The organism is Priestia sp. LL-8 (assembly GCF_036227845.1).
Taxonomy (GTDB): Bacteria; Bacillota; Bacilli; order Bacillales; family Bacillaceae_H; genus Priestia; species Priestia zanthoxyli.
This window is the reverse complement of sequence record NZ_JAZAQH010000001.1, coordinates 4,763,395-4,778,633: the sequence shown is the minus strand read 5'-3', so window position 1 is coordinate 4,778,633 and position 15,239 is coordinate 4,763,395. Positions and strand designations below refer to the sequence as shown.

The 15,239-nt window shown below is 39.5% G+C and carries 17 protein-coding genes and 1 riboswitch; of the genes, 16 read left to right on the top strand and 1 reads right to left on the bottom strand.

Annotation, left to right across the window (positions count from 1 at the left end; translation table 11 throughout):
* Positions 1-150: 150 nt before the first annotated feature.
* The 6 genes from U9R83_RS25020 to U9R83_RS24995 all read left to right on the top strand — a co-directional run bounded on the left by U9R83_RS25020 (position 151) and on the right by U9R83_RS24995 (position 5,160).
* Positions 151-1,155, top strand: a complete 1,005-nt coding sequence (locus U9R83_RS25020) for a FecCD family ABC transporter permease (protein WP_014457871.1) — start codon at positions 151-153, stop codon at positions 1,153-1,155.
* Positions 1,152-2,201 carry a FecCD family ABC transporter permease gene (locus U9R83_RS25015; protein WP_116741526.1) on the top strand — a complete coding sequence of 350 codons (1,050 nt, stop codon included), beginning with the start codon at positions 1,152-1,154 and terminating at the stop codon, positions 2,199-2,201. Before U9R83_RS25020 ends, U9R83_RS25015 begins: the two co-directional genes overlap by 4 nt.
* A 26-nt stretch (positions 2,202-2,227) precedes the next feature.
* Complete coding sequence (locus tag U9R83_RS25010; RefSeq protein ID WP_013059664.1) at positions 2,228-3,055, top strand: ABC transporter ATP-binding protein; 828 nt, start codon at positions 2,228-2,230, stop codon at positions 3,053-3,055.
* Positions 3,045-3,815 carry an IucA/IucC family C-terminal-domain containing protein gene (locus tag U9R83_RS25005; RefSeq protein ID WP_243550055.1) on the top strand — a complete coding sequence of 257 codons (771 nt, stop codon included), beginning with the start codon at positions 3,045-3,047 and terminating at the stop codon, positions 3,813-3,815. Before U9R83_RS25010 ends, U9R83_RS25005 begins: the two co-directional genes overlap by 11 nt.
* On the top strand, positions 3,808-4,065 hold the full coding sequence (locus tag U9R83_RS25000; RefSeq protein WP_243550053.1) for a YusU family protein: 258 nt from the start codon (positions 3,808-3,810) through the stop codon (positions 4,063-4,065). The genes U9R83_RS25005 and U9R83_RS25000 overlap by 8 nt, the downstream gene beginning before the upstream one ends.
* A 177-nt stretch (positions 4,066-4,242) precedes the next feature.
* Positions 4,243-5,160, top strand: coding sequence for a proline dehydrogenase family protein (locus U9R83_RS24995; protein ID WP_115655037.1), 918 nt, complete (start codon positions 4,243-4,245; stop codon positions 5,158-5,160).
* 79 nt (positions 5,161-5,239) lie between these two features.
* Here U9R83_RS24995 and U9R83_RS24990 read toward each other — a convergent pair whose 3' ends face one another.
* Positions 5,240-5,389 carry a YuzL family protein gene (locus tag U9R83_RS24990; RefSeq protein ID WP_013059660.1) on the bottom strand — a complete coding sequence of 50 codons (150 nt, stop codon included), beginning with the start codon at positions 5,387-5,389 and terminating at the stop codon, positions 5,240-5,242.
* A 184-nt stretch (positions 5,390-5,573) separates the two neighbouring features.
* Between U9R83_RS24990 and U9R83_RS24985 the strand changes: the two genes are divergently transcribed.
* The 10 genes from U9R83_RS24985 to U9R83_RS24940 all read left to right on the top strand — a co-directional run bounded on the left by U9R83_RS24985 (position 5,574) and on the right by U9R83_RS24940 (position 15,222).
* Positions 5,574-7,955 (top strand): 3-hydroxyacyl-CoA dehydrogenase/enoyl-CoA hydratase family protein, encoded by a 2,382-nt coding sequence (locus U9R83_RS24985; RefSeq protein ID WP_193345991.1) that lies wholly within the window; start codon positions 5,574-5,576, stop codon positions 7,953-7,955.
* A 12-nt stretch (positions 7,956-7,967) separates the two neighbouring features.
* Positions 7,968-9,146 (top strand): acetyl-CoA C-acetyltransferase, encoded by a 1,179-nt coding sequence (locus tag U9R83_RS24980; RefSeq protein WP_014457877.1) that lies wholly within the window; start codon positions 7,968-7,970, stop codon positions 9,144-9,146.
* A 23-nt stretch (positions 9,147-9,169) separates the two neighbouring features.
* A complete protein-coding gene (locus U9R83_RS24975) occupies positions 9,170-10,954 on the top strand; it encodes an acyl-CoA dehydrogenase family protein (protein WP_042991832.1) in 1,785 nt (594 codons plus the stop codon).
* Between the two features lie 115 nt (positions 10,955-11,069).
* Positions 11,070-11,426 (top strand): arsenate reductase family protein, encoded by a 357-nt coding sequence (locus U9R83_RS24970; protein WP_014457879.1) that lies wholly within the window; start codon positions 11,070-11,072, stop codon positions 11,424-11,426.
* A gap of 135 nt (positions 11,427-11,561) precedes the next feature.
* Positions 11,562-11,945 carry a glycine cleavage system protein GcvH gene (gene gcvH, locus U9R83_RS24965; RefSeq protein ID WP_014457880.1) on the top strand — a complete coding sequence of 128 codons (384 nt, stop codon included), beginning with the start codon at positions 11,562-11,564 and terminating at the stop codon, positions 11,943-11,945.
* Between the two features lie 79 nt (positions 11,946-12,024).
* A complete protein-coding gene (locus U9R83_RS24960) occupies positions 12,025-12,270 on the top strand; it encodes a YusG family protein (RefSeq protein WP_014457881.1) in 246 nt (81 codons plus the stop codon).
* Between the two features lie 181 nt (positions 12,271-12,451).
* Positions 12,452-12,802, top strand: coding sequence for a toprim domain-containing protein (locus U9R83_RS24955; RefSeq protein ID WP_025752660.1), 351 nt, complete (start codon positions 12,452-12,454; stop codon positions 12,800-12,802).
* Positions 12,803-12,816: 14 nt separating this feature from the next.
* On the top strand, positions 12,817-13,116 hold the full coding sequence (locus U9R83_RS24950) for a thioredoxin family protein (protein ID WP_042991833.1): 300 nt from the start codon (positions 12,817-12,819) through the stop codon (positions 13,114-13,116).
* A gap of 180 nt (positions 13,117-13,296) precedes the next feature.
* A riboswitch (SAM riboswitch) is annotated at positions 13,297-13,404 on the top strand.
* 131 nt (positions 13,405-13,535) lie between these two features.
* Complete coding sequence (locus U9R83_RS24945) at positions 13,536-14,561, top strand: methionine ABC transporter ATP-binding protein (protein WP_014457884.1); 1,026 nt, start codon at positions 13,536-13,538, stop codon at positions 14,559-14,561.
* Positions 14,554-15,222, top strand: coding sequence for a methionine ABC transporter permease (locus U9R83_RS24940; protein ID WP_013085342.1), 669 nt, complete (start codon positions 14,554-14,556; stop codon positions 15,220-15,222). The genes U9R83_RS24945 and U9R83_RS24940 overlap by 8 nt, the downstream gene beginning before the upstream one ends.
* The last annotated feature ends 17 nt before the right edge of the window (positions 15,223-15,239 follow it).

The following is a 15,239-nucleotide window of genomic DNA, read 5'->3' as shown; positions in this document are numbered from 1 at the left end:
TTTCATTAACAATTAAGATAATATTCTAACTTTTAAGCGGTGTCAATTAAAAGTTGAAAATGATTCTCAAAATCATTGACACTTTTTTCAATGTTTCCTAAACTAAAGGTTAGATATATATAGGAATCATCTTAGAGGAGAGCAATGAAAATGATGCTACGCAGTGTTCAAATGAAAGTAATGGGGCTCATCATTGGAATCATGCTGCTTTTAATCTGTATTGGATTAAGTATCGTACTCGGATACACAGATACAAGTATCAAAACAGCATTTGAAGCTTTTCAAGCGTTTAACGGTTCGAATGAGCACATAGTTATTCAAAATATTCGATTGCCGCGCGCTATAATCGGTGCTGTGGTAGGTATTTGTTTAGGAATTGCAGGAGCAATGATGCAGGCGTTAACGAAAAACCCACTTGCTTCACCGGATATTATTGGTGTGAACGCTGGGGCCAGCTTTTTTATCGTTGTTGCAGTGATGATTTTTTCGGTCAATTCACTTCAAGCTTTTACATGGATTGCATTTGTAGGAGCGGCATTAACCGTAGTGGTTGTCTATTTTCTTGGGTCCATTGGAAAAGAAGGGTTAACGCCTATTAAACTAACGCTTGCAGGAGCGGCTATTGCAGCCTTTTTCTCTTCTTTAACACAAGGACTGCTGGCTGTGGATGAATCTTCGCTTGATCAAGTCCTCTTTTGGCTGGCTGGGTCTGTGCAAGGACGCAAGGTTGAAATGCTGTATGGCATACTGCCTTATGTAGTGCCAGCAATTGTTGTTACTTTTTTTATCGCTTCAAAAATTAATATTTTAACGATTGGTGAAGACGTAGCCAAAGGATTAGGTCAAAGAACAGCTCTTGTCAAAATTATAAGCGGCATCATTATTGCGATCTTAGCCGGGGGAGCCGTTGCAGTAGCCGGTCCCATTAGCTTTGTCGGAATTATTGTTCCTCACGTTGTAAGAGCAATCGTAGGACAAGATTATCGCTGGGTATTTCCCTATAGTGCGGTTGTGGGCGGGATTTTAATTTTATTAGCTGATGTTGCGGCCAGGTATGTCATTATGCCTCAAGAAATCCCTGTTGGAGTCATGACTGCTGTTATTGGTACACCTTTCTTTATCTATATGGCAAGGAAAGGGGCAAAGGCGTCATGAAAACATACTTATCTCTTCGCTTAAAGAGAATTTCATTTTTAGTTAATATAAAAGCTACTCTAATCATTACCGGATTTTCAGCTTTCCTTGTTGCACTCTTTTTGTTAAGTGCAGGTACGGGTGACTTATTTATTAATCCACTTCGTGTAATTAAAATTTTAGCGGGTCATGGGTTGGAGTTTGAACGATTAGTTGTTACATCTTTTAGACTACCGCGTATTATTGTTGCCATTTGTGCTGGTATTTGTCTAGCTATTGCGGGCGCTATCTTGCAGGGGCTTGTGAGAAATCCGCTTGCTTCACCAGACTTAATTGGATTAACAGGAGGAGCGTCAGTTGGTGTAGTGTTATTTTTGACACTATTTAGTGATAAAAGCAACTCGTTAACCGTAAGTATTAATTGGATGCCTGTTAGCGCATTTTTAGGTGCCGTGGCAGTGGCGCTTTTGCTTTATGTGTTTGCCTGGAAAAATGGCGTCTCTCCTATTACACTAGTATTAATAGGAATTGGATTAACAGCGTTAACGAAAGCTATGACCACGCTGTTTATGATTATGGGTCCTATCTACCGTGCCAGTCAGGCAAATATTTGGATTACCGGAACGGTGTATGGTTCAAATTGGGCCAGTGTTTCCGTACTAGTTCCTGTTACAATAGGGCTGGTTATAATCACGATTTTAATGATTCGAAATTTAAATGTTCAAGAATTAGGTGAAGAAATTGCGACTAACGTTGGAAGTCGCGTTCAAAAAAATCGATTGGCACTATTGCTGATGAGCACAGCTTTAACTGGAAGTGCCGTTGCATTTGCCGGTGGAATTAGCTTTGTAGGATTACTTGCTCCTCATATTGCCCGAAAGCTTGTTGGTTCGTCATTTGGAGCTTTAATACCGCTATCGGCATTAATTGGAGCGATTTTAATCACGGCAGCAGATTTAATTGGCCGAACATTTTTCTTGCCAATCGAAGTGCCAGCAGGTGTATTTACAGCTGCAATTGGCGCACCGTACTTCATTTATTTACTATATAAACAAAGAAACGTATAGCATTCTTTGTAGAAGGAGCGATTCGCATGCATTCGTTAGAAACAAAATCGCTAACATTATCATATGGAGAAGCGATGATTATAGATGAGCTTGACGTTACCATCCCAAAGGGTGAGATTACAGTTTTTATCGGCAGTAATGGATGCGGAAAATCTACGCTGCTGCGTTCACTAGCAAGGTTGTTGAAGCCACATGCCGGCTCTATTTTACTAGAAGGCTCTAAAATTTCCTCTCTTCCTACCAAGGAAATTGCAAAGCAGCTAGCAATTCTTCCGCAAGGTCCTGTTGCACCTGAAGGGTTGACAGTGCTGCAGCTTGTTAAACAAGGGCGCTATCCGTATCAAAATTGGTTCCGTCAGTGGTCTCAAGAAGATGAAGAAAAAGTACAAAATGCACTCGAGGCAACAGGTTTAGCAGACTTGGCAGATCGTCAAGTTGATTCGCTTTCTGGGGGGCAGCGTCAGCGCGCATGGATTGCCATGACATTAGCACAAGATACGGATATTATTTTACTTGATGAACCGACAACGTATTTAGATATGACGCATCAAATTGAGATCTTGGACTTGTTATTTGAACTGAATGAAAAAGAAAATCGTACCATCGTAATGGTGCTGCATGATTTAAACTTAGCCTGCCGCTATGCTCATCATATTGTGGCGCTTCAAGATAAAAAAATCTATGCGCAGGGAAGACCAGAAGAAGTCATTAACTGTGATTTAGTACAGCGAGTCTTTAATATGAACTGCGAAGTGACGGTGGATCCGTTATTTGGAACGCCTCTTTGTATTCCTCATGGGCGCGGACGATGTATTGTGAATAAGCTGCGAGTTGAAACGCAGCATGCTCAATAAGAAAGAGCAAAGCGAGTTAGCAGAAAAATTCCGCTGTACGTTTAAAGATAACTCGCTGTACAGGTTGTCTCCTGCCAGCTGCATGGATGAAAGTAAGGTGAAGGTGCAGCTGTTATGGATTCAAGAGACGATGGAGGCCGCTAGTTTGAGAGCAGCTGCTTCAATGTTAGCGAAGCGGTATAGTTTTGTTGTGGTTGCGGCTTTGTATTCATTTATTGTGTTTCAAAAAAAGATAAATGCATCGACTAAAAATGTATCTTTGCATACCGAAGAAGTTGAAACGGTGTGGCTTCCAAAAGTGTTTATCTCAGAAATTGAGACGACAGAAGTAACAGAGGATAATCGCGAAATTCTTCTTGATGAACTTCTTGATGAATTGTTTGCTCATCAAATTGAGCCGATATGGTCAGTACTGCGTAAAGTGACAAAAATCTCGAAGCTGACGCTGTGGGAAAACGTAGCTGTTTATATTCACTGGCTTTATGATTTGCTTTTAGCAAACGAAGAAATAGACAATGTGCAAGTGCAAAAGAATTTACGATACGTGTTAGAAGAAGCTGAGGGCCGTCACTTTGGTTCATATCATCATAATCCGCTTGCTCGGTACAGTTCATCTCCTCAATATATAGAGAAACAAAAGCAGGAGATAAGAGTACGGCAAACGTGCTGTTTGTCCTACCAAACAGGAGCCAAAGAGACTTATTGTCGAACGTGTCCGGTTATTTGTAAACCAAAGAAAGGAGTGATTGCGCATGAGTAAAACCTTTCAAGAGCAATTCGACGGTTTGATTGAAAAGTATACGGAACTAATGGTTGGAGAAAGTGACGAACAGCTGCAGGAAAAAGTGAAAATGTGGGCACTTTACAACCATATCTCAAAATCTATGCCGCCTTTAACAAAGCATTGGAATCAATTATATCCAGAAGCAAAAGGGGAAATGGTCGAGATTGTGAAGGAAATAAAAGAGCTGAATGAAGCGCATCGAGCGTCAGAGCGAAAACCAGAATAAAAACATTCATCACAAAGCTGATGGATGTTTTTTTATCTAAAAGCTCTCGGTCGCTTTTTGATTTTGTATGCATATGTTAATAAAGGGTGCCTATCTATCTAGTTTGAAAAATGGTAAAATTAATGATAATTAAATAAATTTTGTGAGGCGTATGACAAGTGAAGGCGGGGGGTTGCTTTGGAACAAACGATAAGAAACTTTTTTTTATTGTTATCAAAAAGCAAAAAGTTAACAAAGCTGGCTAAGCGCTATGGCTTACGTTTTGGAGCAGCAAGATTTGTTGCAGGGGAAACCATCGATGAAGCTGTTAGTGTGATAAGAAAGCTAAATGAACAGGGATTGAAAGTAACGATTGATTATCTTGGCGAATTTGTAGAAAGTGAGGCTGAAGTTGATCATGCTGCAGCTCAATGCATAAAGGCCATTCACCTTATACACAAAGAAAGATTAGATTCAGAAATTTCTTTAAAATTAACGTCTATGGGACTGGATATTTCAGAAGGTTTGGCGCTTCATCATATGCGGCGTATTCTTGAAGAAGCGGAAAAACATAGCGTATTTGTGACGATTGATATGGAGGACTATAAGAGATGCAGCAAGACGATTAAGCTATTTAAACAATTAAAAAATGAGTATGAACACGTAGGGACGGTGCTTCAAGCATACTTATATCGAACAGAAAGTGACGTCCGTGAATTAGATGCTTATGCTCCTAAATTAAGGTTAGTGAAAGGTGCGTACAAAGAAGCAGCAGACGTGGCGTTTCCTGATAAAGAAGACGTAGACGAAAACTTCAAAAACATAATTGGACTACACCTATTAAACGGTCACTACACAGCAGTTGCTACTCACGATGAACGAATCATTCAGTATACAAAAGAGTTTGTTAAAAAGCATGGAATTCCAATCGATCAGTTTGAATTTCAGATGCTATACGGCATTCGATCAGAAAGGCAGGTTCAGCTTGTAGCAGAACAATATAAAATGAGAGTGTACGTTCCTTATGGAACGGACTGGTATGGATATTTTATGAGACGGCTTGCAGAAAGACCTGCAAATGTCGCATTTGTCTTAAAAGGAATCGTAAAAAAATAATAATGAAATGGTCGTGATGACAAAGTAAGAAATAATCAAAAATCGAACATGATTCGATTACTCATGTTCGATTTTGAGGTTAATGTCCTTGTGTATTATGCTTTGTGTACTGTTGGTTTTGAGATGTCTTTTTGCCACGGCCGTGCGGTTCATTGACAGGTCCAGCATTTCCCTTAACGCTTGCTGCGCTTACGCCTGCTGACGATGGATCCTTCTTTAATTTGCTCACAAAATCACCTCCTGTGTATTAAGATAACCAAACACATTAAAAATAGTTAGAGATAATATTGTGAATATATTGCGAAAATTTAAAAAATGTTTTATAGTAAAAACAGAGATTAACAGTGACTCTCTTTTTTTACGCATAAAATGAATGACCATTCATTCAATATATTAAAGGGGATGTGGGGATAATTATGAACATAAAAAAAGCCGCCGTTTTAGGTTCAGGAGTTATGGGCTCTGGAATTGCAGCTCATTTAGCGAATGTAGGAATTCCAACGCTTTTGCTAGACGTGGTTCCAACTTCATTAACAGCAGACGAGGAAAAAAAACAGCTAACGCTTGAAGATAGGCAAGTGAGAAATCGGTTGAGTACAACTGCTCTAGCTAAATTAACGAAGCAAAAACCAGCGCCTTTAACGTCTAAGTCGTCACTATCGTTAATTACGCCAGGAAATCTTGAAGATCATTTACAGCAGTTAAGCGACTGTGATTGGATTATTGAAGTAGTAGTCGAACGTCTTGAGATTAAACAGCAGTTGTTTGAAAAAATTGACAGTGTAAGAAAAAAAGGAAGTATCGTAAGTTCAAATACTTCGGGAATATCGATCCACGAAATGGCTAAAGGACGCTCAGAAGATTTTAAAGCGCATTTTTTAGGAACGCACTTTTTTAATCCACCGCGTTATTTAAAGTTATTAGAAATCATTCCAACTCATGACACAAAACCAGAAATTGTTGAATATATGAAAACGTTTGGTGAAGATGTATTAGGTAAAGGAGTAGTTATTGCAAAAGATACGCCTAACTTCATCGCCAACCGTATCGGTACGTACGGTTTACTTGTGACCGTTCAAGAAATGTTAAAAGGTAATTACAGTGTGGGAGAAGTTGACTCTGTGACGGGCCCTTTAATTGGAAGACCAAAAAGCGCAACGTTTCGAACGTTAGACGTAGTGGGACTAGACACATTTATTCATGTGGCCAACAATGTATTTGACAAAGTGGAAGGCAAAGAAAAAGAAGTGTTTGATGTGCCTTTATTTATGAAACAAATGCAGGAAAATGGCTGGCTGGGAAGCAAGTCGGGGCAAGGCTTCTTTTTAAAGAAAGGCAAGGAAATTTTAGAACTTGATCCTAATACACTTCAATACGTCGAGAGAAAGAAGTTAAAAACAGCTTCTACCGAATTAAGCAAGCAGGCAAAAGGGCTGAAAAATAAAATGAAAGCGCTTATATATTCTGATGATCGTGCTGGACAGCTTCTTTGGAATGTGATCAGTCCCGTTCTTGTATATGCAGCACAGTTAAAAAATGAAATAGCCGACGATATCGTGGCCATTGATCAAGCTATGAAGTGGGGATTTGGCTGGAAAATGGGTCCTTTTGAAACGTGGGATGCAATTGGTTTAGAAAAGTCAATGGAGAAGATGGAGCAGTCTGGTTTAGCAGTTCCGCAGTGGATAAAACAAATGCAAGAAAATGGATTTACAAGCTTTTATAAAGAAATGGAAGGTCAAACGCTTTACTACGAAGATGATGAGTATAAAGCGGTAAAAGAAAATAAAAAGGTAATTCATCTGTCATCTTTACGTTCTCAAAATAATGTCATTTTAGAAAACAGCGGAGCGAGTTTAATTGATTTAGGAGATGATGTGGCGTGCCTGCAGTTTACTTCTCCTAACAATGCGATTGGGCTAGATATTATCAGCTTATTAAATCAGTCTCTTGAAGAAGTGAACAAGAATTATAAGGGGCTGGTCATAGGAAACCAAGGCAAAAATTTCTGCGTTGGCGCTAACTTAGCTATGATTTTGATGGAAGCACAAGATGACAATTATTTTGAAGTTGAGCTTGTCATTAAACAATTTCAACAGGCAATGATGAAGGTGAAATACAATGAAAAGCCGGTTGTTGCAGCTCCATTTGCGATGACTCTTGGAGGCGGAGCAGAAATTTGCTTACCGTCAGCTAAAATCCAAGCTTCTGCTGAAACTTACATGGGCCTTGTAGAAGTAGGAGTCGGGTTAATTCCTGGCGGAGGAGGTAACAAGGAGCTTTATATCAAACAGCTAAATGGTTTACCGAACGGTGTAACGCTTGATCTTCAGCAAATTGCTAATAAAACATTTGAAACCATTGCTACTGCAAAAGTATCCACTTCTGCTGCTGAAGCTAGACAGCTAAACTTTTTAAATCGCTATGATGGCATCAGCGTAAACGGAGATCACTTGCTGAATGATGCGAAGAACTCAGTCCTTGCTTTACATGACACGGGCTATAAACCACCTGTAAGAACTAAGATTCCTGTGGTTGGAGAAACAGGATATGCAACGTTGCTGCTAGGAGCTCAATCCATGAAATATTCAGGATATATATCAGAACATGATTATAAAATTGCTAGTAAGTTAGCATTTGTGTTAGCCGGAGGACGTGTAGCGTTTGGTTCGGAAGTTGATGAAGAGTATTTGCTGGACTTAGAGAGAGAAGCATTTTTAAGCCTTGTTGGAGAAGTAAAGTCTCAAGAACGTATGCAGCACATGTTAGTTAAAGGAAAACCACTGCGTAATTAAGGGGGAGAAAAAATGAGAGAAGCAGTTATTGTAGCAGGTGCTAGGACACCGGTCGGAAAAGCAAAAAAAGGTTCACTGGCAAGTGTTAGACCTGATGATTTGGGAGCTATCGCGGTTAAAGAAACTCTTCGACGAGCAGGCGGATACGAAGGGCCAATTGATGATTTAATTATTGGTTGTGCGATGCCTGAAGCAGAACAAGGTTTGAATATGGCTCGAAATATTGGCGCTCTTGCGGGTTTGCCTTATACGGTGCCAGCAATAACGATTAATCGTTATTGTTCATCAGGTTTGCAAAGTATTGCCTACGGTGCAGAACGAATTATGCTAGGGCAAGCCAAAGCAGTGTTAGCTGGAGGAGCAGAATCAATGAGTTTTGTTCCGATGTTTGGAAACGTAGCACGTCCGAATGTTCAGCTGGTTGAAAATGCGCCGGAATATTATATGGGCATGGGACATACAGCAGAACAAGTGGCGATGAAATACGGCATTTCACGTGAAGACCAGGATGCATTTGCTGTACGCAGCCATCAAAAAGCAGCAAAAGCACTTCAAGAAGGGAAGTTTAACGACGAAATTGTTCCCGTGGAAGTGACGCTTCGAAAAATCGATGAAAACAATAAGCTCCGTGAACAAAAGCTGATGTTCTCTCAAGATGAAGGAGTTCGTCCCGGCACAACTGCGGATGTATTAGGAAAACTTCGTCCAGCCTTTTCGATTAAAGGATCCGTAACAGCTGGAAACTCTTCGCAGACAAGTGACGGAGCTGCATCCGTTTTTCTAATGGATAAAGAACAAGCTGAAGCAGAAGGCTTGAAGCCTTTGCTTAAGTTTCGCTCATTTGCAGTTGGAGGAGTTCCGCCTGAAGTAATGGGAATTGGCCCGGTAGCTGCCATCCCTAAAGCTCTTAAGCTAGCAGGGCTGGAGCTTTCTGATATTGGATTGTTTGAATTAAATGAAGCATTTGCTTCTCAAGCACTTGGCGTTATTCGTGAATTAAATATTAATGAAGATAAAGTAAATGTAAACGGAGGCGCTATTGCCTTAGGTCATCCATTAGGCTGTACTGGAGCTAAGCTGACTCTTAGCTTAATGCACGAAATGCAGCGTCGAAATGAGCAGTTTGGAATTGTCACCATGTGTATTGGCGGAGGAATGGGAGCTGCTGGTGTATTTGAATTGTTAGCATAATCATTTTAAAGGGGGATATGAACATGTCAAATAAAACAAAACAAATGATTAAAGGTGGAAGTTTTTTAATTGAAGAAGGCGATGCAAGCCGCGTCTACACGCCAGAGGATTATACATCTGAACAAAAGATGATTGCCAAGACGACAGATGAATTTGTAGAAAATGAAGTCCTTCCACAAGTGGAATATTTAGAAAAGCATGAGTTTGACCGTTCTGTAAAGCTATTAAAACAAGCTGGTGAATTAGGGTTGCTTGGTGCAGATGTACCGGAAGAATACGGTGGGCTTGGTTTAGATAAGATTACCTCGGCTTTAATTGCTGAAAAAATGTCTCGAGCAGGCGGATTTTCCATCACTCATGGTGCTCATGTAGGAATTGGGTCATTGCCAATCGTCTTATTTGGAACAGAAGAGCAAAAACAAGCATATTTACCTGCTCTAGCGGTAGGGGAAAAAATAGCAGCATATGCGTTAACAGAACCTGGTTCTGGTTCCGATGCCCTCGGTGCTCGCACAACAGCTCGCCTTAACGCAGAAGGCACACACTATGTGTTAAATGGAGAAAAGCAGTGGATTACGAATGCCGGATTTGCTGATGTGTTCGTCGTGTACGCGAAAATTGACGGCGATAAATTTTCTGCTTTTATCGTTGAACGCGAATTTCCAGGTGTTTCGGTTGGACCGGAAGAGAAGAAAATGGGAATCAAAAGCTCATCAACCAGAACGTTGATTCTTGAAGATGCGCTTGTCCCAAAAGAGAACGTGTTAGGTGAAATTGGAAAAGGCCATGTTATTGCCTTTAACATTTTAAATATTGGACGCTATAAGCTTGGAGTTGGAGCAGTTGGAGCAGGGAAACGTGCGTTAGAAATTACGTCTCAATATGTTAACCAGCGTCAGCAGTTTAAAACGCCAATCGCTAGATTCTCATTAACGCAAGAAAAGTTAGCCACAATGGCTTCTAAATTGTATGCAACTGAAAGCTCTGTTTACCGTACGGTAGGACTTTTTGAAGACCATATGGGCCAGCTTTCCGAAGAACAGCAAAAAGACGGAAAGCAAATTGCCGCTTCGATTGCTGAATATGCCATTGAATGCTCATTAAATAAAGTGTTTGCAACGGAATCTCTTGACTATATCGTAGATGAAGGGGTGCAGCTTCACGGAGGCTATGGTTTTATGAGTGAGTATGAAATCGAGCGCCTGTATCGTGATTCCCGCATTAACCGTATTTTTGAAGGAACAAATGAAATTAATCGTCTCTTAGTACCAGGCACATATTTACGCAAAGCGCTAAAAGGAGAGCTTCCGCTGCTTCAAAAAGCACAAACGCTTCAAGAAGAATTGATGATGCTTATGCCGCAGGAAGTAGGGAATGAGCCGTTAGATCAAGAAAAAATGCTTGTGCAAAATGGGAAGAAAATTGCGCTCTTGCTTTTAGGTCTAGCTGCACAGAAATACGGTAAAGAATTAGAGAAAGAACAAGAAATTCTCGTTAATATTTCCGATATGATTAGTAACGTATATGCAATGGAATCCACTGTTTTACGTACTGAAAAAGCCATTTCCAAAACAGGAGTAGATCAAAACAGCTTAAAAGTAAAATATACGCAAGTATTCTGCCAAGAAGCATTTAATCGAATCGAAGCAGATGCAAAAGAAACGTTAATTGGCGTTGAACAAGGTGATACGCTTAGAGTTATGCTTTCGTCTCTTCGTAAGTTAACTCGCTATACACCAATTAATGTAATTAGCGTAAAGCGCGAGATTGCAAAAACACTTCTAGAAGTAGAGAAGTTCACAGTTTAAGAAAAAAGGAGCTCGTTTTACGAGCTCCTTTTTGTTTAAGAAGCCTCTATCTAGGTAAATGATAAAGGATGTGTTAAAATACGAAAAAAGCTTAAAATAAAGGGTGGTTGACGAAATGTCATTGTTTTTTTATTCATATCCAAAGTGTGGCACGTGCCGAAAAGCAAAGAAGTGGCTGGATGATAACGGAGTAGCGTATGAAGAAATTCATATTGTAGAAAAACCGCCAACAAAAGAGCAGCTGCAGTCTTATTATCAGAACAGCGGTTTAGAATTAAAAAAATTCTTTAATACAAGCGGTAAAAAATATCGCGAATTAGGACTGAAAGATAAAGTAAGCAGTGCGAGTGAAGATGAACTTCTATCGATTCTTGCATCAGATGGCATGTTAATTAAGCGTCCGCTGCTAACAGATGGACAAAAAGTAACGCTTGGTTTCAAAGAAGAGCAGTTTGAGAACGTGTGGAAGTAAGTTTTCAAATAGAAAATTTTTACCTTTTACGTTACACTGTTAATAGGAAGTTATTTTAGGTTGTAGAAAGTGTTCTCCACGTTGAAGGCGCTTTTTATATAAACAAATTACGATACATATTTTGGAGGGATTAAGATGAGTACACCAAAAGATTTGCGTTATTCTGAAGAGCATGAATGGGTAAAAACAGAAGGAGACGTTGTCCGCGTAGGTATTACACATTTCGCTCAGGCTGAGCTTGGAGACATCGTATTCGTTGAACTGCCAGAAGTAGGAGCAACAGTAGAAGCTGACGAGCCGTTTGGTAGCGTTGAATCAGTAAAAACAGTTTCTGAGCTTTATGCACCAATTAGCGGTGAAGTTGTAGCAGTAAACGACAACTTAGGCGATAGCCCTGAACTTGTTAATGAATCTCCATACGAAGAAGCATGGATGATTACAATCAAACCATCTGATGCTTCTCAAGTAGACAAGCTGATGACAGCAGAGCAATACGAAGAAATGACAAACGAAGGATAATACTCCTCCATAAATTGTCTTTATGAAAAGTTTTTGACTGGACACTCTATTAGTAAACAAGCTAAAGGAGTGTCTTTTTATGTTTGAAAAACAAAAAATGGACGTTACAGATCGCGTTACAGCTAAATTTCATGACGGCGGTATGAAATTATATGTTGATAAGCAGCCAATTGGTGAAGTTAGTTATGGGACAAGCGGCAATGAATACCGCTTTGAAGAAGGATATTCGCAAGAAAATAATAAGTTCTATCAATATGCGGACGTACAAAAACAAGGTGAAACGCAAAAATATACAGACTGCGACGAAGAAGCAGGATGGTGCTAAACAGTGGCAACTGCCGCTGTTTTTCTTGTTTTATGGAAATAATATGGCCTAAACTGCCTTTTAAAAGAGTTCTTTCTTGCAAATTTCTTTTAAAAAACAGGTGAACTGTGATACATTAACGAATATTGTATAGCATAAAGAAATGATGTTACTATACAACTGACGATTACGGGTGATGAAAATGGGGCTAATTGAAATTGAAAAAGTAATTATTGTCGAAGGAAAATCAGATAAAAAGCGTATTCAAGATATCATTCGAGAACCAATTGAAATTATTTGTACAAACGGTACGATTAGTTTATCAAAGCTGGATGAAATTATTGACTGTACGTTTAACAAAGAGGTATACATACTCGTTGACTCTGATGATTCAGGGAATAAGCTGAGAAAACAATTTAAACGAGAGCTTCCGGAAGCAGAGCATTTATATATTGATAAAATGTACCGAGAAGTTGCTGCCGCCCCTAGACATCACATAGCAACAGTATTACTGAGTGCCAATATCGATGTTAATGCAGAATTTTTAACATAAAAGGAATGAGCAACATGCAAGAATGGAGCGAAAAACAGCTTGATGATCAGTTAAAAGAAGGAGAAAGAGCCTTTATCTTTTTCCATACGCCTTTTTGCGGAACGTGTCAGCTGGCAAAAAAAATGTTAACCGTGGCAGAAGCGATGCTGCCGGATGTAACCATCGGAATGAGCAATTTAAATTATATGCCTTCAAAAGCAGAGTTATTTTCCATTGAAAGTGTACCTTGTTTGATTGAAGTGAAAAATGGCGAAATGATAAAAAAACTTTATGCGTTTCATTCCATCGAGCACGTGCTTGAAGAACTTCGATAATCAAACGTTTGTTTAAAATGAAGAAATGGAAAGAGAGCGAACCGTTGGGGCTGTTGAAATCTTGGGATATTATCCCAAGGGTAAAATCTGTTGACAGCCTATCTGACACATGCTAAAATCACACTCATGAATGTTCATAAATGAATGAATATTTCCCAAAAACAAAATAATTGTTGCGAACTCTTATCAAGAGAGGTGGAGGGACTGAGCCCTGTGAAACCCGGCAACCGTCAGACTAACTGAAATGGTGCCAATTCCTGCAAAGCTATGCGCTTTGAAAGATGAGAGAAAGGATTAAATATCGAGCCTTTCTGTCATGCGCAGAGAGGCTTTTTTGATGGGGAAAAATGTTTTACGGCTTTTTCATTCTATAGGGCAACCTAACATAATCAAGTTTTTACTAAAGAAGGTGAAGAAATATGATTACATTAACAGACGTTACAAAAATTTATCAGGCTAAAAGCGGTCGAGTAACAGCTGTTGACAATGTGAATCTAACCGTTAACCAAGGTGAAATTTACGGAATTATTGGTTACAGCGGAGCGGGGAAAAGCTCTTTAATTCGCTTGCTAAATGGATTAGAAACACCAACGACAGGAACGGTCGAAGTAGCAGGTAATGATATTGGAAAAATTAAAGGCGGAAAACTCAGAAAAGCTAGACAAGAAATTAGTATGGTATTTCAGCACTTTAATATCTTGTGGTCACGTACGGTGAGAGAAAATATTGCCTTTCCGTTAGAAATAGCAGGGATTTCAAAAGAAAAAAGAATGAAACGAGTAGACGAGCTCATTAAGCTGGTCGGACTTGAAGGGCGTGAAGATGCTTATCCATCACAGCTTAGCGGTGGACAAAAACAGCGTGTTGGGATTGCTCGAGCGCTAGCGAATAATCCAAAAGTATTGCTGTGTGATGAAGCAACATCAGCGCTTGATCCACAAACGACAGATTCCATTTTAGATCTGTTAGTAGATATTAATGAAAAGCTTGGGTTGACCATCGTATTGATTACTCATGAAATGCACGTCATTCGTAAAATTTGTCATCGAGTAGCCGTTATGGAAAATGGAGCAGTGGTAGAAGAAGGACAAGTGCTAGAAGTATTCAGAAAACCTAAGCAGCCGATTACAAAACGATTCGTTCAACAGATTTCTGAACCAGAAGAAACGTTTGAAACAATTGAACAAGTAAAAGAGCTATATCCAAGCGGGCAAATTATTCAGCTGACGTTTGTTGGCGGAAAAGCAGAGCAACCGCTCATTACAACGATTTTAAAACAGTTTGATGTAACGATTAATATTTTGCAAGGAAAGATTTCTCATACACAAACAGGTTCATACGGAACGTTGTTCGTTCATTTAGACGGAGAATTAACAGAAGTTGAAAAAGTCATTGCATACATTCATGAGCAGCAGGTAGAAGTGGAGGTAATGACAAATGCTTGAGAAACTATTTCCAAACGTTATTTTAGATGATTTTATTCAAGCGACAAATGAAACACTATATATGACGGCTATTTCAGTTATAGCCACGTTTGTTCTAGGTATTTTATTGGGGTTGCTTTTATTTTTAACGTCCAAAGGACAGCTTTGGCAAAACAAACCTTTATATGCCATTGTGTCAGCAGTTGTAAATATTTTTCGTTCCATTCCATTCATTATTTTAATTGTTTTACTGATTCCATTTACCAAAGCGTTGGTAGGAAGTATTTTAGGCGCTAACGCAGCGTTACCTGCTTTAATTGTTGGAGCAGCACCATTCTACGCGCGTCTTGTAGAAATTGGTCTGCGTGAAATTGATAAAGGTGTTATTGAAGCTGCTAAATCAATGGGGGCAACAACAAGCACTATTATCTTTAAAGTGCTGTTACCTGAATCGCTGCCAGCTTTGATTTCCGGTTTGACAGTAACAACCATTGCGTTAGTCGGTTATACGGCAATGGCGGGTGTGATTGGAGCTGGAGGTCTTGGAAACCTTGCATATTTAGAAGGATTCCAGCGCAGTCATAATGACGTAACGCTAGCCGCTACGATCTTAATTTTGATTATTGTATTTATTATCCAACTTATTGGAGATGCGATTACTGCAAAAATTGATAAAAGATAAAGGGAGGACTATTTATT